16 protein-coding genes are annotated in these 22424 nt (G+C 37.7%); 6 read left to right on the top strand and 10 right to left on the bottom strand.

Annotated elements, in window-relative coordinates; all coding sequences use genetic code 11:
* Window positions 1-15: 15 nt before the first annotated feature.
* Window positions 16-531, bottom strand: a complete 516-nt coding sequence (locus tag EHE21_RS13725; protein ID WP_194950946.1) for a DUF721 domain-containing protein — start codon at window positions 529-531, stop codon at window positions 16-18.
* A gap of 45 nt (window positions 532-576) precedes the next feature.
* Here EHE21_RS13725 and secM point away from each other — a divergent pair, with 45 nt between their 5' ends.
* Together secM and secA are read left to right on the top strand one after the other, a co-directional pair.
* The gene (gene secM, locus EHE21_RS13720; protein ID WP_075670795.1) at window positions 577-1104 is read left to right on the top strand and encodes a secA translation cis-regulator SecM; all 528 of its coding nucleotides are present in this window, start codon (window positions 577-579) and stop codon (window positions 1102-1104) included.
* A gap of 99 nt (window positions 1105-1203) precedes the next feature.
* Window positions 1204-3912 (top strand): preprotein translocase subunit SecA, encoded by a 2709-nt coding sequence (secA, locus tag EHE21_RS13715; protein ID WP_165122762.1) that lies wholly within the window; start codon window positions 1204-1206, stop codon window positions 3910-3912.
* Window positions 3913-4005: 93 nt separating this feature from the next.
* Here secA and cueR read toward each other — a convergent pair whose 3' ends face one another.
* The 4 genes from cueR to EHE21_RS13695 form a co-directional block, all read right to left on the bottom strand.
* Complete coding sequence (cueR, locus tag EHE21_RS13710; RefSeq protein WP_088494931.1) at window positions 4006-4455, bottom strand: Cu(I)-responsive transcriptional regulator; 450 nt, start codon at window positions 4453-4455, stop codon at window positions 4006-4008.
* A 108-nt stretch (window positions 4456-4563) separates the two neighbouring features.
* Entirely contained in the window at window positions 4564-7053 is a 2490-nt protein-coding gene (locus EHE21_RS13705) for a heavy metal translocating P-type ATPase (RefSeq protein WP_194950945.1), read from the bottom strand.
* A gap of 292 nt (window positions 7054-7345) precedes the next feature.
* Complete coding sequence (gene hpmA / locus EHE21_RS13700; protein ID WP_194950944.1) at window positions 7346-12079, bottom strand: calcium-independent hemolysin HpmA; 4734 nt, start codon at window positions 12077-12079, stop codon at window positions 7346-7348.
* 33 nt (window positions 12080-12112) lie between these two features.
* Window positions 12113-13798 carry a ShlB/FhaC/HecB family hemolysin secretion/activation protein gene (locus EHE21_RS13695; protein ID WP_194950943.1) on the bottom strand — a complete coding sequence of 562 codons (1686 nt, stop codon included), beginning with the start codon at window positions 13796-13798 and terminating at the stop codon, window positions 12113-12115.
* An 830-nt stretch (window positions 13799-14628) separates the two neighbouring features.
* Between EHE21_RS13695 and tnaC the strand changes: the two genes are divergently transcribed.
* From tnaC to mutT, 4 genes are all read left to right on the top strand, one after another.
* A complete protein-coding gene (gene tnaC, locus EHE21_RS19050; RefSeq protein WP_088494935.1) occupies window positions 14629-14733 on the top strand; it encodes a tryptophanase leader peptide in 105 nt (34 codons plus the stop codon).
* A 114-nt stretch (window positions 14734-14847) separates the two neighbouring features.
* The gene (locus tag EHE21_RS13685) at window positions 14848-16251 is read left to right on the top strand and encodes a tryptophanase (RefSeq protein ID WP_075670808.1); all 1404 of its coding nucleotides are present in this window, start codon (window positions 14848-14850) and stop codon (window positions 16249-16251) included.
* Window positions 16252-16323: 72 nt separating this feature from the next.
* Window positions 16324-17574 carry an aromatic amino acid transporter gene (locus EHE21_RS13680; RefSeq protein ID WP_088494936.1) on the top strand — a complete coding sequence of 417 codons (1251 nt, stop codon included), beginning with the start codon at window positions 16324-16326 and terminating at the stop codon, window positions 17572-17574.
* 106 nt (window positions 17575-17680) lie between these two features.
* The gene (gene mutT, locus EHE21_RS13675; RefSeq protein ID WP_194952670.1) at window positions 17681-18073 is read left to right on the top strand and encodes an 8-oxo-dGTP diphosphatase MutT; all 393 of its coding nucleotides are present in this window, start codon (window positions 17681-17683) and stop codon (window positions 18071-18073) included.
* An 87-nt stretch (window positions 18074-18160) separates the two neighbouring features.
* Here mutT and yacG read toward each other — a convergent pair whose 3' ends face one another.
* The 5 genes from yacG to EHE21_RS13650 all read right to left on the bottom strand — a co-directional run bounded on the left by yacG (window position 18161) and on the right by EHE21_RS13650 (window position 22327).
* Complete coding sequence (yacG, locus tag EHE21_RS13670) at window positions 18161-18373, bottom strand: DNA gyrase inhibitor YacG (RefSeq protein WP_088494938.1); 213 nt, start codon at window positions 18371-18373, stop codon at window positions 18161-18163.
* A 54-nt stretch (window positions 18374-18427) separates the two neighbouring features.
* Complete coding sequence (zapD, locus tag EHE21_RS13665) at window positions 18428-19180, bottom strand: cell division protein ZapD (RefSeq protein ID WP_102949476.1); 753 nt, start codon at window positions 19178-19180, stop codon at window positions 18428-18430.
* Window positions 19173-19796 (bottom strand): dephospho-CoA kinase, encoded by a 624-nt coding sequence (gene coaE / locus EHE21_RS13660; protein WP_088494939.1) that lies wholly within the window; start codon window positions 19794-19796, stop codon window positions 19173-19175. The genes zapD and coaE overlap by 8 nt, the downstream gene beginning before the upstream one ends.
* Before the next feature lie 234 nt (window positions 19797-20030).
* Entirely contained in the window at window positions 20031-21230 is a 1200-nt protein-coding gene (locus EHE21_RS13655; RefSeq protein WP_194950942.1) for a type II secretion system F family protein, read from the bottom strand.
* Entirely contained in the window at window positions 21227-22327 is a 1101-nt protein-coding gene (locus EHE21_RS13650; protein ID WP_194950941.1) for an ATPase, T2SS/T4P/T4SS family, read from the bottom strand. Before EHE21_RS13650 ends, EHE21_RS13655 begins: the two co-directional genes overlap by 4 nt.
* Window positions 22328-22424: the final 97 nt, after the last annotated feature.

Raw genomic sequence — 22424 nt, 5'->3', positions numbered from 1 at the left:
GTTAATTATCTCTAATTAACGTTCATCTTTGGCTGTACTTGTACTCTCTCCGGCAAGTGCAGCCAACCGTTCTAATTTCTCTCTTAATTTCTTCGGGCTTTTTTCAGCCAAATACTTCAATGATTGTGCGCTTTCCAAACTTAAGTGACGTCTCTTTATAGGCGCTTGCTCTTTTAATGATGATATTAAAGATCTTTTTTCCTGTTTTATTCCCAAAGACGGATTTATTTTGATGTCTATTGAGGATAAGGATGGTAAAATTTCTTGTCTCAATGCGGAAAGTAATGACGGGGTTTCATAACGTAAACGAGTTAACCAACTTGCGTTTGCAACTTCAATAATTAAAATAGCACTGCGATAATTTGCGACACGGCACTTATCTCGTAAAGGAACGGGTAAAAGAGCCATGACGGCGCGATTTAATTTTAGTAAAATCGTTGCGCGCTGTTGTATAAGTTGTAATGTACTCTTGTTGGAACCTTCAAGTTCAATGAAGATTTTTTCCAATGATTGTGGGTAACTATCCCGCATAGATTTTGACTCCACAAAATAAAGATTAATGAGCAACGAAGGTTAATGAGCATTATAAGTTTTTGGCGACAGTTTGGCAGGCGATATTTTTGGTCGCATCTGCTTTTAGGGATGGTAGCAGCAGGTATTGGAATACCTTCGCTGTTGTCTGCTCATGCCGAAAATCCACAGCAAACTGATACCCCTCTATCTCAAAACCGCCAAAGTCAGGCACTTATTGCGTTTGATAACTTATTCTTACGCCAAAGTGTACAGAATCCTGCTTCATCCTTCACCTTTAATTACTGGCAACAACACGCAGTAAAAAATGTAATTAAACAGCTCTCTTTTGCATTCACCATTAATTCGCCTGAATTGATGGTTAAAGCCAAAGATGAACCGTTACCTGTTTCTAATGTTGCAGAGGTTATGCTTGATACTCTGTATGCCTTATTAACAGAGACTCCATCATCAGCGCTAAGCAACCTTCCTCTTTCTGGCTATGTTTTAGTACAGAATACAAATTCCTATCATACCGGATTATGGCTTGCACAAATCCGCGGTATTCGCGCAGGGCCTTACCTAACAGCTTAATTGAGTCACTTAATCTAATAAGATTATGATTATCTCTGTTTATCGATAGATGCAGAGGCTGTTTTCGGCGTTTCACGTCATAAATGAGAATAAAGATTTATGTTAGGTAAAATTGTAACCAAAATTTTTGGTAGTCGTAATGATCGTACAATCCGTCGTATGCGTAAAATTGTTGGTGAAATTAATAAATTAGAACCAGAATTTGAAAAGCTGACTGATGATGAGCTAAAAGCGAAAACAAATGAATTTCGTGAGCGTTTAAAGAACGGTGAAAAAGAAGAAGATATTTTACCTGAAGCATTTGCAACCGTACGTGAAGCAAGTAAGCGTGTCTTTGGTATGCGCCACTTCGATGTACAGTTAATCGGTGGTATGGTTCTAAATGAGCGTTGTATTGCAGAAATGCGTACAGGTGAAGGTAAAACATTAACTGCAACATTGCCTGCATACTTAAATGCGCTATCAGGTAAAGGGGTTCACGTTGTTACCGTCAATGACTACTTGGCACAACGTGACGCCGAAAATAACCGTCCTCTGTTTGAATTCTTAGGTTTAAGTGTTGGTATCAACTTGCCAAATATGGCGCCACCAGTAAAACGCGAAGCCTATAATGCTGATATCACTTATGGTACGAACAACGAATTTGGTTTCGACTACCTGCGTGACAACATGGCATTTAGTCCACAAGAACGTGTTCAACGTAAATTACACTATGCATTAGTGGATGAGGTTGACTCAATCTTAATCGATGAAGCGCGTACTCCGCTGATCATTTCAGGTCCAGCAGAAGACAGTTCTGAGCTTTATATCCAAATGAATAAAGTGATCCCTCACTTGATTTCTCAAGAGAAAGAAGACTCAGACACTTTCCAAGGTGAAGGTGATTACTCTGTTGATGAAAAAACACGTCAAGTGAACATCACAGAACGTGGTCTGGTTAAAATCGAAGGGTTATTAGCAGATGCTGGAATGATGAAAGAAGGGGAGTCTTTATACTCACCTGCAAACATTATGTTAATGCACCATGTGACGGCTGCATTACGTGCTCACGCGCTATTTACCAAAGACGTTGACTACATTGTTAAAGATGGCGAAGTTATCATTGTTGACGAACACACGGGTCGTACAATGCAAGGTCGTCGTTGGTCTGATGGTTTACACCAAGCTGTTGAAGCAAAAGAAGGTGTGAAGATCCAAAATGAGAACCAAACATTAGCGTCAATTACATTCCAAAACTATTTCCGTTTATACGAAAAATTAGCAGGGATGACCGGTACTGCGGATACTGAAGCATTTGAATTTAACTCTATTTATCGCTTAGAAACCATTGTTATCCCAACTAACCGCCCAATGGTACGTAAAGATCTACCTGACTTAGTCTATATGAATGAGCAAGGTAAATTTGCAGCTATTATTGAAGATATTCGTGAACGTACTCAAAATGGTCAGCCTGTTCTTGTGGGTACCATTTCAATTGAAAAATCAGAAGAAATTTCTAAAGCGCTGACTAAAGCGAATGTTCACCATAACGTACTGAATGCGAAATTCCACGCAATGGAAGCAGACATCATTGCTAACGCAGGTTTGCCTTCAGCGGTAACTATCGCAACTAACATGGCTGGTCGTGGTACCGATATCGTGTTAGGGGGGAGCTGGCAAACTGAAGTGGCTAAGCTTGAAGAGCCAACTGAAGAGCAAATCGAAGAAATCAAAGCTAAATGGAAAGAGCGCCATGATGCAGTATTAGCATCAGGTGGTTTACATATCATTGGTACTGAGCGTCACGAATCTCGTCGTATTGATAACCAGTTACGTGGTCGTGCGGGTCGTCAAGGGGATGAAGGTTCTTCTCGTTTCTATTTATCTATGGAAGACTCCTTAATGCGTATTTTTGCTTCAGACAAAGTGTCTGGCATGATGCGTAAATTAGGTATGAATGAAACCGAAGCGATTGAGCACCCTTGGGTAACCAAAGCGATTGCAAATGCACAGCGTAAAGTAGAAAACCGCAACTTTGATATTCGTAAGCAACTGCTTGAATATGATGACGTAGCAAATGACCAACGTCGCGCAATCTATACTCAGCGTAATGAATTACTGGATGTGGCAGACGTAAGCGAAACTATCGATAGCATTCGCCAAGACGTCTTCACTTCAATGATTGATAACTATATTCCACCTCAATCACTGGAAGAAATGTGGGATATCGAAGGCTTAACGGCATGTTTACAAAAAGACTTTGATTTAAATTTACCAATCAAAGAATGGTTAGATAAAGAGCCGGAATTACATGAAGAAACATTGCGTGAGCGTATTTTAGAAAAATCTATCGAAGTTTATAAAGCGAAAGAAGAGATCGTTAGTGCTGAGATGATGCGTAACTTTGAAAAAGGCGTGATGTTACAAACGCTGGATTCACTGTGGAAAGAGCACTTGGCAGCAATGGATTATTTGCGTCAAGGTATCCACTTACGTGGTTATGCACAAAAAGATCCAAAACAAGAGTACAAACGTGAATCGTTCGCCATGTTTGCTAACATGTTAGAATCACTGAAATATGAAGTGATTAGCACGCTAAGCAAAGTACAAGTTCGTTTACCAGAAGAAGTTGAAGAGTTAGAACGTCGCCGTCGTGAAGAAGCAGAACGTTTAGCTAAACAACAGCAATTAAGCCATGAAGTGACAAAAGAATCTCAAATGTCAGCAGTAGATGGTCAAGTTGCCGCAGGTAAAAAAGTGGGTCGTAACGAACCATGCCCTTGTGGATCAGGTAAGAAATTTAAGCATTGTCACGGCCAATTAGGTTAATTTATCCATTGATAACAATGGTTATTTAACTTTTTGTTGAACAAGAAAATCCCGCTTAGCAATAAGCGGGATTTTTTATGGTTGATAGAAAAACTAAATTGAAGAGCGAAGGTGGGAAAGGTGACTTTTTGTTGTTTTACTTTCAGAGTCTGACTTTGGCTCAACTAGCCCTGCAATAATCGGGCAATCAGGATTGTTATCACCTTGGCAATCTTTCGCTAAGTGTTCTAACGTTTTTGTCATACGTTGTAGTTCAGCAATTTTACGATTGAGCTCTTCAATATGGGAGAGTGCGATAGATTTCACATCTGCGCTGGCGCGTTCTCCGTTATTCCATAAAACTAACAACGTTGATATCTGTTCTGTTGAAAAACCAAGTGCTCGAGAATGGCGAATAAAACGAAAGCAAGCTACGTCTGCATCTGTGTAATCGCGATAACCTGAATCAGTACGAATAGCCTTTGGAATTAAGCCAATCTGCTCATAATAACGGATCATTTTGCTTGAAATACCGGACTTTTTTGCTGCTTGACCAATATTCATTATGTTCCCCTTATCGGATAATAAAGCGCTCTCTATAAGTATAAGGTAGTCGCTTTATAATATTGAGCCAGACCTTTGTTGAGTCTGGCTATAAATAAAATCAATCTATTAATGTGTTTTTATTGGTGCTTGAAAACGTTTTAGTCGTAAGGCGTTACCCAAGACAAATACACTTGAAAGCGCCATTGCGGCAGCGGCAATGATGGGTGAAAGTAACATGCCATTAATTGGATAAAGCATGCCAGCCGCGACAGGAATTAATAAGGCGTTATAAGCAAAAGCCCAAAACAAGTTTTGTTTGATATTGCGAATAGTTGCTTGGCTTAAAGCTATTGCATCAACGACACCGCGCAGATCACCCGACATTAACACCACATCAGCAGCTTCAATGGCGACATCGGTTCCTGTACCAATCGCTAACCCAACATCAGCTTGTGCAAGCGCTGGAGCATCATTGATACCATCACCAACAAAAGCGACTTTAGCGCCTTTATGGCTAAATTGCTTTAAGGCTTCGACTTTTCCATCAGGAAGTACTTCAGCCGCAATTTCATCAATACCTAACTGTTTAGCAATCGCTTTTGCTGTGGCTTCGTTATCACCAGTGATCATGGCAACTCTCAAACCTAAATCATGTAACGCTTTGATTGCTTCAGGGGTTGTTTCTTTAATCGGATCTGCAACTGCAATAATGGCAGCAAGATGTCCATCAATGGCTGCATAAAGAGGGCTTTTGCCTTGCTCACCGAGTTTCTGTGCTGAAGAGATAAAGTGACTGACATCTAATCCAAGTTGTTTCATAAAGCGATCAGCACCAACAGATACGGCTCTTCCTCCTACTGTTGCACTCACGCCAAAACCCGGAACTGCTTCAAAATTTTCAACTGTTGCGAGCGTTAATCCCGCCTCTTTAGCCGCATTGACAATAGCTTCTGCAATAGGATGTTCCGAATAAGTTTCAATAGCAGCAACAAGGCTTAAGGTTTCATTATATTCAAAACCTTCTGCTGGAATTAAATCTGTTAATTCAGGACGGCCTTTTGTTAATGTGCCTGTTTTATCAAGAGCGACAACATTGACATCACGTAAGGCTTGTAAGGCTTCACCTTTACGGAAAAGAATACCCAACTCTGCTGCACGACCTGTACCCACCATAATGGATGTTGGCGTTGCTAATCCCATTGCACATGGACAGGCAATAATTAACACAGCAACGGCATTAATTAACGCAAAGGTTAATGCAGGATCTGGACCAAAAGCTAACCAAATAAAGAAGGTGATTGTTGCACCTAACATAACCGCCGGCACAAACCACATGGTGACTTTATCAACAAGTGCTTGAATAGGAAGTTTAGAGCCTTGAGCTTCCTCCACTAAGCGAATGATTTGTGCCAATACAGTGTTAGAGCCAACTTTGGTGACTTTAAAACTAAAAGCACCTGTTTTATTGATAGTTCCACCCACAACGTCAGAACCAATCTCTTTCGATACAGGTACAGGCTCGCCGGTTATCATGCTCTCATCAACGTAAGAGTGACCGTCAATAATCTCTCCATCAACAGGTATTTTTTCACCGGGGCGAACAAAAACGATGTCTCCCATCACAACTTGATCCAGAGGAATTTCCAGTGTTTCACCATGACGAGAAACTCGCGCTGTTTTGGCTTGCAAACCAACTAAACGTTTAATCGCTTGAGATGTATTTCCTTTCGCCTTGGCTTCAAGCGTTCTTCCTAACAAGATCAAGGTGACAATCACAACAGCGGCTTCAAAATAGATATTGGCTGTGCCCGCAGGTAGGACTTGAGGAATAAAGGTTGATACCACTGAATAGCCGTAAGCGGCGGCTGTACCAACAGATACTAATGAGTTCATATCAGGAGCACCGCGTAATAACGCAGGTATCCCTTTTTGGAAAAAGCGTAAACCGGGGCCAAACATCACAATAGTGGCGAGGATAAATTGAATATACCAATTTAGCTGTTGCCCCAGAGTTTGAGTGACCCAACCATGCACACCGGGAATAAAGTGCGATCCCATTTCAATAACAAAAACAGGTAATGTGAAGACGGTGGCAATAAGTAATGCGCGACGTAATGAACGTTCCTCTTTTGCACGGCGCTCTTCACCTACATCGCGAGTATTTGCTGGATCATCGGATAAACGACGAGGTTTATAGCCAGCATGTACAACAGCGACCTCTAAATCGGTGATCGATACTACGCCTGACAAATAGCGCACACGAGCGCGTTCAGTTGCAAGGTTTACCGTGGCTTCTAATACACCGGGAACTTGAGCCAGTGCTTTTTCTACACGGCCAACGCAAGATGCGCAGGTCATTTCTTCAATTGCCAGCTCAGTTATCTCTTCGGGTACTTTATAACCTGAACTTTCAATGGCGCTCACGGCAACTGTGGGATCAGGTGTATTTGTAAATGTAATATCTGCACGTTCAGTGGCTAAATTGACAACAGCATCTTGTATTTGTGGTACGGCTTTTAAGGCACGTTCGACACGACCAACACAGGATGCACATGTCATACCTTCAACAGGTAAACTCAGCCGATTGGCAGAGGACAACGTAGTCTTAGTGTTCATCAAAAATCCCCTCTTAAATATGGTATGGGATAAAGCTTAGGCTTTACCATTAGGGGAAGGTCAAGGAGTCGATGGCGATTTAATTTCTACGATAAAATGTATCTTTCTATTTTAAATTCAATGACTTATCTTCTATTTTTTTATTTTCTGCATTTAATTTAAATCTTAAAGAAGCGTAAATTTATTGGATGTTCAGCGAAATCTAAGCAGATAAATAAAAAACCCGCTTATTGTGATAACAAGCGGGTTTGGCTTACAAAAGAATAGGCATTACTCTTTTATGGGGTATCTATTATTTTTCAGAAATAGACGATTTTGTGTTTACAGTTTCATTAACTTTAACAGGTGATTTTAATGATAAGTCACCACCTGCAAGTTGTTTCACTAAATCAACAGCAGATGATTTCAGATCAAGATCTGCACCTGCTTCATATTGATGACCTTCAATATTGTTTAATTGAACGTTGCTACCGCCTAAATCAACCTGACCTTGCTCACTTTTAATTTCAGCACCTGTAAGCTTAGTTGTACCACTTACATTCAATGAAATATCATTTTTGCTAGTTAAGGTTGTGGTTTGAGTAACTGCATCATTATCAATATGAGAAACTTTAATATCTGCATTTGCCGTATGACCTTCAGCACCTGTTACGATATTTTTGATACCGTTACCTACTGTGCCAACGCCTTTATCAATTTTGGCTTTTGTCTCGCCACTGATACCGGTTTTATCTGCGATAGTTGAAGAGAGTGAATTGTATTTATCAGAGATAACATCAGTTGCAGATTTAATACCTGAATCAATGGTCTCTTTGATAGTGTCTTCTAATAATGATCCACCTGCCTTGGCTGTTTTATCAACTTGGCTAGATTTAGGATCGTTGTTGTGGTTATAACCAACATTGACATCAACAGCAACATGACGATCACTGTCTTTCTGGCTAGTTACTGTAAAGTCACCACCCACATTACCCGTTACATTATCCGCAGAAACATTTGCACCAGAAAGAGCGAAGTTTTTGTCGCTATTTACAGTTAATGTACCTGTTTCTACTGAAGCATTTTGGTGTGTGGATTTTTGTTGATCTTCAACGTTTACTAAAACTTTGCCACCAATATCATGGATAGAGGTTGCTGGGTTTTCTTCAGTCACTTCTTTTGGCGTCGTATTGGTTTGTTTGCCATTTAAAGAGATATCAGTACCCCAGTTGTTTTTGTAATCCGTAGATTGTGCTGATGTTAGCGTAGTATCACCAGATTGAGAGGTTAATTGCGTATCTTTGCTATTAACTTTAGTACCTTGAAGATTAACAGAGCTACCATTAACAGTTAAATTACCTTGGTTAGCAATGGTTCCACCTTCACGAGAAACACTCTTCTCATCTTGCTTACCAATAGCAAATTCAGCGCCACCTAAGCCATTGACAGAAGATGATTTGTCTCCTGTTTTTTGACCGAAGCCTGCTTGTAATCCACCTGATAAGTTCTTACCTGTTTCAGTACGCTGAGATTCTGTTGCTTGGAAATCAACTTTGTTAGTTGCAGTCAGAGCAACATCATTTTCGCTGGTTAAATGAGTGCCTTGTAAAGTCAGATTATGACCTGAATTTAACTCAATACCTTGAGAGCCATTCACTGAACCTGCTTTTGCTGTTGTCTGATCTTTTTGATGATTTGCACCACCTGCGTTAAAGCCACCACCGTAATCTTTACTATCTGGTGTTGTACCTACTTTCAGGTTTGCACTGCCATTTACGTTATGTTGACTTTCAGTGTGGGTATCCGTTGCTTGTGCAAGCGTTAAATCACCGCCAGCATTAATGACAGTTTTACCTTCTTGAGCGTCAAACTTAGCGCCTTCATAATGTGCATCTTCACGTACATTAATATTGATATTGCCAGCTGAATTAAACTGGCTACCTTCCGCTTTGGTGGTGGTTAGGCTTGTGTCAGTGGTTTTACCTTCACCTTTAATCGCTACGGTAATATCGTTGCCTGTTTTGGTGCTGACACCTACTTGACCGCCACCGGTTGTTTCATGGAAGGACTCTTGGTGTTTGTTTTGTGCTGCTTCACTGGTATGAGTGTTAGCAGTTAGTGAGACATCACCTTGGGTAGATTGATAATGAGTACCTTGGTCATGTAGCGTTTTATTGCTGTCAGTATTAATTTTACCCGCAGTAATTGATGTAGAAACCGCTTGGCTATCGCTTTGTGATTTCTGGCTACCGCCACCTTTAACACCGACTTCAACACCCACATTTGGTGCTTCTAAGTTACTTAAGTTAGCAAGATTACTAATGGCATCTTTAAAGGTGACTTTTTTATCAATACCTTTGTTGCTGTCAGGATTAACAGCAGTAGCTCCATCTTCAACGGCTTTCTTAATCGGCTGAGTAACACCGCTGTAATCAAGATTAACACCCACATCGACACCGATATTTAAGGTATCTGTTTTAGATGTTGCACTGTCATTTACAGCAAGGTGATTGATATTTTCACCTGACTCTTTATACGCACCATCAACTTTGTGTGATGCACCTTGATGCGTCACATCATTGTTTGCAGTAATGGTTAAATCACCTGCAATTTGAGTTTCGCTACCTTTATTTTTGGTGATATCAGTTGTTGTATGCTGTTTGTCATATTGGAAATCAGCTTTACTACCGATCTTATCAACACCACCGGTATAGCTAAAGCCACCTGAAATGGTTCTATCTGTACTGTCAGTCTCTTTTTTGTTTTCTGTTGAAACAAAGGCAACATTGTCACCGGAAACAGTGGCATTACCTGCGGTTGTTTTTAAATCAGAGCCAGCAAAAGTGACATCTTTATCCGCTTGAACTTTAACACTGCCACCACTGAGAGTCGATCCTACTTGTTCAGTTTCAGTGCTATTGTTTTTGTTGGATGTATGAGTGATATGAAAACCTGCGCTATATTGCTTATCTTCAACTTCTTTAGCATGACCGGTGATCTCTAATGATGTTTTTTCATCATTGATTTTCGTGGTTTGCTGTGCAGATCTGACGTTGATATCACCTAAAGATTCAATGCCTAACTCATCAGCACTTTTAATTAAGCTACCAATTACATTGACATCTTTGCCACTGACCACAGTTAACTCTGCATCAGAAACTAATTCACTACCCGTTGAATGCTGTTGGTTAGTTTCATTCTTGTGGGAGTTTTTAGTAATGTTAAATGCAGTACCTGTACGTTCATCTGTTTTAGTGATGGTTTCGCTGATCGCATTATCAATAACAACATCGCCTTGAGTCGTTTTAACAAAGGCACCTTGATTGCCTTTGACTTGACTACCTGTGATTTTGACACTGTTATCTGCTGCAAGTAGCAGTTGTCCGTCAGCAGTCAATTGTGTTGAATGGCTGACTTCTTGTTTATTGTTATTGTTCTTATTATTACCACCGCCGATACCACCCCAAACAACATGATTATCGGTTACTGTTTTATCATTGTTGGTATTTTGAACATTAAGATTGATATTCTCTTTAGCGTTAACAACAACATTCTCATTAGAATGTAATTTTGCACCTTGAGCAGTAACAGAGCCTTCAGCATTTAAGCCCAGCGTTTTACCCGCAGTCAACTCACTGCCTTTTAAGGTTTCTGTTTGATGGCTATTGCTCCAGCTACCTGTTTCTAAACGAGACGTATGGTTACGTTTGTAGCCATTTTCACTACGATTTTCTTTCTCAACTAATCCGTTGATATTGATATCTTGATTAGCATTAATTGCCAGTGTGTTACCCGCATTAATTTTGGCACCTTCAAGTGTTACATCACCTTTAGTTGCTGTTAATGTTGCATTGTTTTTGGCATCAATGTGGCTACCAACTTGCTGTACCAGCTCTTTTTCTTTAGTGACATCATATTGCCAAGAATAGAACCAACGATTATCAGTATCGGTGTCTTTTTGCTGTAACTGTTTGCCATCAACTGTTAAATGAGCACCTTGTAATAAAATATCATCACCCATTAAATCAGAGGCTTTGATTTGGTTTTTATTATCAGCAACTAATGTGATGTTTTTACCTTTTAACTCTGTTTTTGTCAGAGTCTGGCTTGAACCACTGTTATTAACAGCAATACCGCCACGGTAATTTTGATAGTTTTCACTGCCATCTTTATCATAGCTGTCATAGCGAACTTGGCTATCCGTTTGAATATTGTCCGCTCTGACACTTAATTCGTTATCAGCAACAAATTTACCCGTTAATTTAACACCACTACCTTCTGCCGTATTGATGATGCGGATACGACCAGATTGCATACTACCAAAGAAATAGCTATCTAAAGCAGAAGCGGGTTTTTGTGATGAAAGAATATCAAAACGTTGAGAGAACGTATTTTGACCTGTTAATGCAGAAATTTCTGCGGCAGTTATTTTGCCTCGGCTATCAATACGTGGTGCAATTAAATCTAGAAGGCCAGGAGCGTGTAATCCGTTTTTACCAATAGAAAGTAAATTCGTATTGTTAAGCGTGCTATAACCTTTTAATTCACCATTTTCAAACAGTGGATTACCGACAACCAAAGAAGAACGGCTGGTATTGATAAAACCGCATCCATCACAGGTAATACCATTTGGGTTAGAAAGTACATATTCCGCAGCGATACCAAAAACTTCTTGCTGACCTAATAAGAACGAAGGATTTCGGCTAACGACTTCATTTAAAATTAAAGAAGCTGCTTGCCCATTTAAATTGCTGTTGGCATTTAATTGCCCAGCAAGCTGTGATTGTCCTGCCTCTAAAGAGTTGTTAAAAACAGCACCTGGTTTACCTACATTAAAATCTTGATATTGGTTATGAGAGATACCTTCGTTATTTGGTGTAACGATATTAATGACTTGAGTGCCACCATTGACTGATGAAACATTCGGTCCTTGATTGCCCGCATCAGGAACAATACCGCCAGCATATGCATTTAGTGATACGAAAATGATCGCTAAAGATGCAGCAAGCCTACCCGAAGGAGAGAGCTTGAAGTTTTTTGATTTCATAGAGTTTTCTCCGTTTATTGCTATGAGTGTGAATCAAAATAAATATGAAAATCTAACTAACACTTGAGTAGGGTCTTTGGTTTTATTGGAATTTGTTTGGCTGTAAAGCAAATGCCCCTTAGCAACTTCAATATCGAATTGTGCTTTTTGATATTGGAGATTTAAGCCCGAACTTAGCCCATAGCCACTACGCCATCCTTCATAGTTACCATGTTGTTGAACACGGCCAGCATCGAGACCAATTCGAGGGGTGATTGAAAATGTGTTTATCCGATAAGGATAAGAAAGCGTATTACGTAAGTAGCCGCCGTTATCGCCAGAAAGTGTGCTTTGGTCAAAACCACGGATTGCGTTTTTATCCGTTAAACTAAGCCATTCCACACCTGGTAAGGTGTCAGGGCTATATTGACCAAAAAAGGCGCTATTGAATAAAAATGTAGAATTCGATAAGGAAAAACGATGTTGCCAATTGGCAAAAAGCTTAACTTTTGTAAAGCGATAGTCATTACCATTGCCATTAGCAACGCGAGGTGATTCATCTGCACCAAACCAACTAATGGCTTTTTCTGCGCTTAAATTAACGCTAATGACACCACTTGGCACAATGTGTAAGTGGTTGATACCTAACTCTACCGTTGTCAGTGCAGGGCTACTGAGATCAAGGCGGATTTGGCTAAAATAGTTACGTATCCGCTTATGTGTTATCTGCATGTTTAAGGTGTCAATTTGTTTTTGACTACGATAAAAAGCGTAATCTCCCCTTAAACCAACTTGTGTCGTATCACCAGATAAACGTACAGTACGTGTTTGCAATGCTTGATGAAATTCATACTCCGAATAGCTACCAAAAGTACTGAATGTCAATGCACCATAAGGTAAAGAATAGAGTAGGGTGTAAGCACGATTAAAGCGTGTATTTGGATTATCAGTGGTAATACTGGCATTTAAACTGGCAAAGTCAGATAACCCTAATGGGCTGTCTAAGCTTGCATTGGTTCGAACTAACCAGCGCCCTGAGTTTTTTTGCCCATAGTTATCACTTGAAATATTTAGATGCCACGGTGCTTGTCGCTGATTTGTGAGCTGAATAATAGAGCCACCTAGTTGCGTACCAGGCAATATATCGAGTTTAACTTTATTCGACTGTAAGCGGTTTGCTTGATCAAGCCCCTGATCCAGTTTTGAAAGTTTAAGAGGCTCTCCTTCAACATGAGGGAAAAGTAGCGTAGTGTTAACGCCTCGATCACCACCTTCTATTTTTTCAATAAAGCCTTCAATAACATACAGCCCAAGCTGTTGCTCTTGATTTGGGCGTAAAAATTGGACTCTGGCAGTGATATAGCCATGTTGAAGATAGCGTTGGGTTAACTCTTTGACTAAACGGTTAACGTCAGCACTTTTTATGCATTGCTCTGGTAATGGTGTTAAGGAATCAAGATCTTTTTCATTAAGTAAAGTAATTCCTTGAACATATACACCATTAATAGGCAAACAATGTTCTGATTCAGTAATAAGTGTGGGGGTAGGTGAAACCTCTAATGCATTTTCTTGAAGTTGTTGATAGCGATTTTGTTCAATAAGTTGGTTTATTTCACGTTGGCTATCTTGTAATGCGCGCCGCGATTCTCCCATCGAGCCTAAATAACCGGCGTCATTTGCTGTTAATCCACAGGTTGAAAATCCACTTAATAGTGTTAATAAAATAACTTTTTTTCTCATTTTACCTCAATATAAAGGTATTAATTCAAATATAAATAATATTGCTTAAATATAGAAAGATAATAATTAATGTTTTTATATTATCGTTAATTTTAGAATAATAAATACCGGGTACTCTCAATATGAAAAGAAATTAAAAATCGATGAAATAAAGATAAATTTTTATCTATTTCGCTATTAAATAGCGACATAACTAAAATGATTAATATCTCAAATAGTATTACTTAAACAAATGATTCATTTAAATGGCTTCTATTATGTTGATTTTCATAGTTATAATTTTCTGTGTTATTTTTTCTTCTTGCTTAAGTTACCATCGATTCAGCTATGCTAATTAAAACTTTTTCATTTTTTATAAAGAGACGATAAATAATGAGAGGGGATTCGAAGATATGAAAAAGAAGCAGGTTAATTAGCTTTTCATTTGTTGTTTATAAGTTTATTAAAGTTGTATCCTGGAATAAATATTTCATGAATTATTATTTCATTTTAATGAATAAAATGCGCATTAGAGAAGTAAAGAGATTAGGGTTTTATTGTTAAATTATTAATCATGGTAAAAAGTATGGTTATTTAAATACAACTTTCATTTTGTGAAAATGCAATATAAATACATGTATTACCACTTAGTGTTATCAATAAAAATTTAAGCCATAAAAAATAGTTTATTAAAAATTAAAGTAAGTGATAGTGATCACGTTAATATGTTATTTATTATAAATAGTGTGATTTTTGTCCAAAATATACTATTGTTATATTACTAATTGTGTTTAACTGTTATATAAATTAGCGTGTAAATTGTACTATTTCCTGACTATAAGGGTTAAAGTATGTTCTCATCATTTAATGTTTTAATAATATTAAGAGGTTTCTTCAGATTGAAGAAATGGTTTAATATTGATTCTGAACTCGCCTTCTACTTTCCTGAAAAATAATCCTTTTTTATATCCATTCAAAATAATTTAATACTCTTTTTCCGTTTAATTTAAATGGGAAGATTATTTTATTTATTCTAATTTTATTATTTAATTTATATTAAAGGTATTATCATGGCTAAAAGAATCGTAGAACCATTCCGTATTAAAATGGTAGAAAAAATCCGTGTTCCTTCAAGAGAAGAACGTGAAGCCGCATTAAAAGAAGCAGGATATAACCCATTCCTATTACCAAGTCATGCTGTTTATATTGATTTATTAACAGACTCTGGTACTAACGCAATGAGTGATCACCAGTGGGCAGCAATGATAACAGGTGATGAAGCTTATGCAGGTTCAAGAAACTATTATGATTTAAAAGACAAAGCCAAAGAATTATTTAACTACGATTATATTATTCCTGCTCACCAAGGACGTGGTGCTGAAAATATTCTTTTCCCAGTATTATTAAAATATAAACAAAAAGATGGAAAAGCGAAAAATCCTGTATTTATTTCTAACTTCCATTTCGATACAACAGCAGCACACGTTGAATTAAATGGCTGTAAAGCAATTAATATTGTTACTGAAAAAGCGTTTGATTCAGAAACCTATGATGATTGGAAAGGCAATTTTGATATTGCTAAATTAAAAGAAAATATTGCTAAACACGGTGCTGATAACGTTGTTGCCATTGTTTCAACAGTGACCTGTAATAGTGCTGGTGGTCAGCCTGTTTCAATGGATAATTTAAGAGAAGTTTACGAAATTGCAAAACAGCACGGTATTTTTGTTGTTATGGACTCAGCACGTTATTGTGAAAATGCGTATTTCATTAAACAGCGTGACCCTAAATATAAAAATGCGACCATCAAAGAAGTTATTTTAGATATGTATAAATATGCTGACGCATTAACAATGTCAGCGAAGAAAGATCCACTGTTAAATATCGGTGGCTTAGTCTCAATTCGTGATAATGAAGAAGTATTCACATTAGCAAGACAGCGCTGTGTACCAATGGAAGGCTTTGTTACCTATGGTGGTTTAGCAGGTCGTGATATGGCTGCAATGGTTCAAGGTTTAGAAGAAGGTACTGAGGAAGAATATCTGCACTATCGTATTGGTCAGGTTCAATATCTGGGTGACCGTTTACGTGAAGCGGGCATTCCGATTCAATATCCTACTGGTGGACACGCTGTTTTCGTTGACTGTAAAAAACTGGTACCGCATATCCCAGGTGATCAATTCCCAGCTCAAGCTGTAATTAACGCACTTTACTTAGAGTCTGGTGTTCGCGCTGTTGAAATCGGTTCGTTCCTACTTGGTCGTGATCCTGCTACGGGTGAGCAAAAACACGCAGATATGGAATTTATGCGCTTAACCATTGCACGTCGTGTCTACACTAACGACCATATGGATTATATTGCTGACGCACTTATCGGCTTAAAAGAGAAGTTTAAAACGCTTAAAGGTCTTGAGTTCGAATATGAACCACCTGTATTAAGACACTTTACTGCTAGATTAAAACCTATCAAATAAATAATACTCCACAATAATAATGGCTCTCGTGCAATGCGAGAGCCCTATCCTTATTTCAGTAAGGACTAAAAAATGGAAAATAAGTCGGTAAATAAAGAACCCTCAATTATTGTAGGGGGATTTGTGTTGGGCGGCGCCATGATCGGTGCGGGAATGTTTAGCCTACCAACAATAATGTCTGGTGCTTGGTTTATTAACTCACTCTTTATATTATTTATTGTCTGTTTCTTTATGTTTCATTCTGGAATTTATATTCTTGAATGTATATCGAAATATGGTGCAGGAACAAACTACTTTCATATATCGAAAGAGTTATTACCTAAATGGGCGTGTTATCTCGCGAATGCGTCTTTGATATTTGTACTATATATATTAATTTATGCTTATATCTCTGCTGCGGGTTCGATCATTTATGAAGCTTCATCATTATATGGGCTTAATTTAAATCTTAGAGTGATATTCTTTGTATTTACCATAGTGCTTGGAGCTACAATATGGTGGGGCGGCGCTTGTGCCAGCCGTTTAACCTCAATATTTTTATTTATTAAGATTGTTCTATTCGTATTAGCATTCTCAGGGTTATTCTTTAAAGCGAGAGGTGATTTATTATTTACTGCAACCTTTGAAGGTAAAAGCCAATTATATCTTTATCCTTTTATTTTTATCATTATTCCTTATGCTATCACCTCTTTTGGTTATCATGGTAATGTTTGTAGTCTTTATAAGCTCTATCATGAAAATGAAAGAAAAGTTGTAAAAAGTTGTGTGATTGGTTGTGTTTTAGCATTAGTGATTTATTTACTTTGGATGATTGGCACGATGGGGAATTTACCTCGTGAGCAATTTATTACAATTATCCAAAAGGGCGGTAACTTAGATGCCTTTATTGATTCTTTATATACTGTTTTAAATAGTAAATATATTGAAGGATTTTTATTATGGTTTTCTATTAGTGCCGTATTCTGTTCATTTTTAGGGGTAGCGATTGGTCTGTTCGACTATATTTTAGCATCACTAAAATTTGAAGATAACAAAACAGGGCGCTTAAAATCTGGCGTTTTATGTTTTACGCCGCCGTTACTATTATGTTTACTTTTCCCTAATGGTTTCTTAATTGCGATTGCTTATGCAGGAACCGCAGCGTGTGTATGGGCAATTATTTGTCCTGCGGTTATGGCGCTGAAAGCCCGTGAGAAATTCCCAAATTCAGGCTTTAAAGTGTGGGGAGGCAAAGGATTAATTTATGCTGTTATTGCTTTTGGTGCAGTAGGGATTATTTGCCAAACATTAGCGCAGTTCGGTTTCTTACCTATTTATCGTTAATTAATTGAGATAGTTAGGGGAAGAAAACCAGAGTAGCGCCGTTGGATATACGTTATAATAACGCTAAGTTGTTATAATAATGTGACTATTCAATAGGTTGTCTATGATGGATAAAAAGAAGCTACATATTGCTGCGGGTATTATTTGTGATCAACACAATAATGTCTTTATCACCCAACGCCCTCTAAAATCGCATATGGGGGGATTCTGGGAATTTCCGGGGGGAAAATTAGAAGATAAAGAGACTCCAGAGCAGGCGTTAGTTCGTGAGTTACAAGAAGAAATCGGTATTGATGTAACGCAATGCTCACTTTTTGAAACGGTAAAGCATGATTTTCCAGATAGACACATTACCTTATCCTTTTTCTTAGTCACGCAGTGGGATAATGAGCCCTATGGCAAAGAGGGACAAGAATTTAAGTGGACATCGATTAGATCGTTAAATGCCGATGATTTTCCGCCAGCTAACCGTACTATTGTGGCGTTATTGCAAAAGTAAGTAAAAGTAGAATAGTGCCAAATAAGCATCTATAAATAAAATAGCCACTCAGTCGAGTGGCTATTTTTTATGTTCAGGATTGGCACATTAAAAGTCTTTAGGCTCTTGTTGTGGCGCTTCACTCCAATCATCGCTGTCATTAATATCGCTTTGGCTTGGAATGCGTTTTGATTCATCTGCCCATTCGCCTAAATCAATAAGTTGGCAACGCTTACTACAAAAAGGGCGATAAGGGCTACTTTCATTCCAAACAACTTCTGTTTGACAGGTTGGACATTTTACAATTAATTCTTCGCTCATTATCTCTCCTAGATTTCATTGGTGCTATTTATGCTCATATCAATAAACATAATGTTAGCAACAAGCGATCTCAAAAGGTAGCTCTAGAGGGACGGTTCCATTTTCGCTATCAAGTGGTAAAAAGCGGATCGCATAGCGATTTTTATGCCCTGAAACTTGAGGATAAATTTGGTGATCAATGGCTATTTTAAGACGTAGCAATTCACCTTCTTCAGCGCTGTCTTGGTAAAAACCACGGTGACTAAGCGCAGGCTTAAACGTATCTGATTGGCGAATAAGCATGAGCAAACTATTTAATGCATTTTGTAATGGTAATAAACCCGTCAGCCAGCTTTGTAATCTTTCATCACGAGTTGCTTGGGGTAAGCTTAACCATAAATGTAAGGCTGGCACATCAAAGTTACAGCATCCACCGGGAATACTTAGACGCTGTTTGACTAAACTAATGACTTTATCTTGTTTTAAATGTTGACCAATGCGAGGTGCTTTACTTAGTACGGCTGCATTTTCAGCTAGTTCATCAATAATCTGAGTGACAATCGCTTTATCAACATTAGGAAATGAAAGCCATTGCTGTAATTTTTTTTGTCTTTTTTCTAATTCTTTAAGTAATTCAGCACGGATTTCACCACGATCAAGGACTTCAATAAATTCTGATATCGCACGGAAAAACGAGAGTGCTGTGGGTAATGAATCAATTGCACGAAAACTGTTAATTTGAATCAATGAGTTTTCAATTCTAAGCCATGAACGCATTTTTTCATTGAGGGGATGTTCGAAGATGATTGTTGTGATGTCATCACTCATGGCAATTGTCCTGTAACGCTTGTTGAGCTAATTCTAAGTAATGCTGATGGAGTTGCTTAACTTTTCCAATCATATTTTGGCTATTATCGTGATTTTCAATAATATCATCAGCGACGGCTAATCGTTCCTGTCTTTGAGCTTGAGCCTTTAAAATATTGAGAACTTGCTCTCGACTGACACCATCTCGTTTCATGGTTCTTTCTATTTGCTCTTCTTGTGTAACATCGACAACAAGAACACGAGAGGCGAGATGCGTTAATTTATTTTCAATTAATAATGGAACAACCCAAATAAAGTAGGGCGCTTTGATTTGTTGTATTTGTCTTTGAGTCTCTTGCTGTATCAATGGGTGAAGAAGATTGTTAACCCAAGTTTTTTCTTCATTATTTTCAAAAATAATCTGGCGCAATTGTGCTCGGTTTAATGAGCCATCGGGTAGCAAAATGCAGTCGCCAAAATGCTGATGCAATGCATTTAATCCTAAAGATTGAGGCTCTACCACTAATCGAGCAATAACATCAGCATCGACAAGCGGTACACCTAATGAGGCAAAAGCATTAGCAACGGTAGTTTTACCACTGCCTATTCCGCCTGTAAGAGCAACCGTATAAGCCATTTGTGTTTATCTGTTTTTAATGAATTAAAATTTACTATTAGTCTAGGTATTCTAAAGCCTAATTTTGTTTTTATCACAAGATAATAACCGCAATATTTGGGTTTTATTCGGTTATTATGATAGATGATTTTCTGCTACCCTGACATCCTACCTCATAATGTGTAATAGAATTACCATCAATCAATAAGTTAGTGCAATACATAGTAACAGCATGTTACTCATAAAATTTGTGATTCACTGTATAGTATCACCTAACTGTAATATAGGAAGATACATAGCAATGATTAATGTGCCAATAATCAATGCAATGACCGTCATCAGTATTGGCTCTAACCAAGCACTAATGGTATTTAATTGCTCATCGAGTTGATGATAAAACCAATCACTTAATTGCTGGCAAAAGTAGAGCAACTGCCCCGAGTTTTCTGCACAAATGATAAACTGATAACAGATAGGCGTAAAAAGAGGTTCATTTTTCATAAATAAGCTCAATGATTTACCTTGCATAATGTGATCGCTCATTTGAGAAAGCACTTGCTTATAAATAGGGTGTGTAAGTTGTTCTACTCCTATTTTTAAACCTTGTAATAAAGGTAATCCGGCTTGTTGTGTAATACTTATTATCTGAAAAATAAGGTGTAATTGCTGATACTTTAAAAGCTTACCTAAATAAGGAATATGAAGAAAAATGGATTGTTCAACAAAATACAATAGTGAAAAAGAGTGTCGAATTACGCGATAAGCAACGATTAGTCCTATAAAGATAAACACTATCATACTGATATAATCAGTAAGCCATTGCGAAAAAGTAATTAGGCTGAGTGTTAAAATAGGAAGTTCTGTATTAAAGGCACTGTATAAAGATTGGTATTCAGGCAAAACATAGAGCAACATAATACTGGTAATAAAAGTTAATACAGTGAGTAAAAAGGTTGGATATTTAAAGGCTTTTTTGATTTTTTTAACAATCTCTCGATGTTTCTTTAATTGTATTATTTGAAGCGTAATAACTTCATCTAACTTTCCACTTTCTTCACCAATAAAAATAAAACGACTCAATGAGATTGGAAAATAAAGTGGGTAGCGAGTTAATTGTTTAGAAAGAGAACCTCCTTGCATTAAGTTGAAAATGATATCTTCTAATACGCATTGCCAATGTGAGTAACGACATTCGTCTTTTAATAGTGTTAATGCAGGAAGAAGCGCTAAACCTGAATGAAGTAATAGAGCTAATTGTTCGAATAATTGAATTCGATATTGCTTATCAGTATCTTGAAATAAAACAATTTTGAATAAGCGTATTTTTATGGGGAGCTTTTGTTGTTGTGTTAGTTTAATAAAAGCCTCGTTATTCGAGGATGCAAGTATTTTTCCAGTACACCATTCTCCTTGATAAGTTAATGCATCATAACGATAAATTAGCTGTAATCTCATTCAATATCTCCTAGTGTTTGATAAACCTCCTCGAGTGTTGTTATTCCTTGTTTAATTAATGAAAAGCCAGAATAGAGTAAATGATAAGGGGATGAAGGTGTTTGCTTTGAAGGCTCAAAGCAGTCATAGATAGCCGTTCTTCCGTTATAGCCTGAACAGCATTGCTGGCAACCAACCGCTTGCCAGTTTGGTAATTCGACCATTTCTTTATTTATATTTATATGCTGTTTATTGGGTAGGCATATTTTGCAGTGTGGACATAAACAACGAACTAGTCGTTGTGAAATAATTAAGCTAACACAGGAATGAATAAGATCTTTTTCAATTCCTAAGTTATATAGACGCATTAATGTAGATGAAGCCGAATTAGTGTGTAAGGTTGATAATACAAGGTGCCCTGTTTGTGCTGCTTTTATTGCCATTTCAGCGGTAGATTGATCACGTATTTCACCTACCATAATAATGTCAGGATCTTGGCGTAGTAATGCCCGTAATATTGTTGTGAATGAGATACCTGATTTTTCGGAAATTTGAATTTGATTAATACCCTTTAAAGGTAATTCAACGGGATCTTCAACACTATTTACATTTAGGTTTTCTTTATTTAAATAACGTAAACAACTATATAATGTGAGCGTTTTTCCACTTCCCGTAGGCCCTGTAACTAAAATCATTCCTTGTGGCAAATTTAAATATTTCTTTAATAACGTTAAATGTGAGGGCTGAAAGCCCAAATGATTTAATTCTGGTTGTTGTAAATTATTGATAAGCCGTAAAACCACTTTTTCACCATATAGCGTGGGAAGTGTCGCAATTCGTATTGAATAGTTTTTTTCATGATAAGACCAATTAAACTGCCCATCTTGAGGTAATCGCTTCTCTGCAATATTTAAGTTAGCGAGTACCTTTAAGCGAGTCACTATTTCTTCAGAGAATTCATCTGGAGGTGAGGAAAATTGATATAAATGGTTATCTATTCTGGCTCGAATTCTTACACTGATTTGTTGTGGCTCTATATGTAAATCAGAAACACGTTTTAAAATACTTTCACGTAATAGATACTCAATAAATTCTGTTGCAGAGTGTGCGATATCCATTCTTCATCTCTTTATTACTTTTTGATTTATCTATGTTGTATTTAATGTTGTCTTCAATGTTTAAAGTGCGTAATAGGAACACTCAAGATGAGTGCTC

The sequence above is a fragment of the Proteus sp. GOKU genome, from assembly GCF_015475555.1.
GTDB classification, from domain to species: Bacteria; Pseudomonadota; Gammaproteobacteria; order Enterobacterales; family Enterobacteriaceae; genus Proteus; species Proteus mirabilis_B.
The sequence above is the reverse complement of the archived record's forward strand: the minus strand, read 5'-3'. Positions and strand labels throughout refer to the sequence as shown.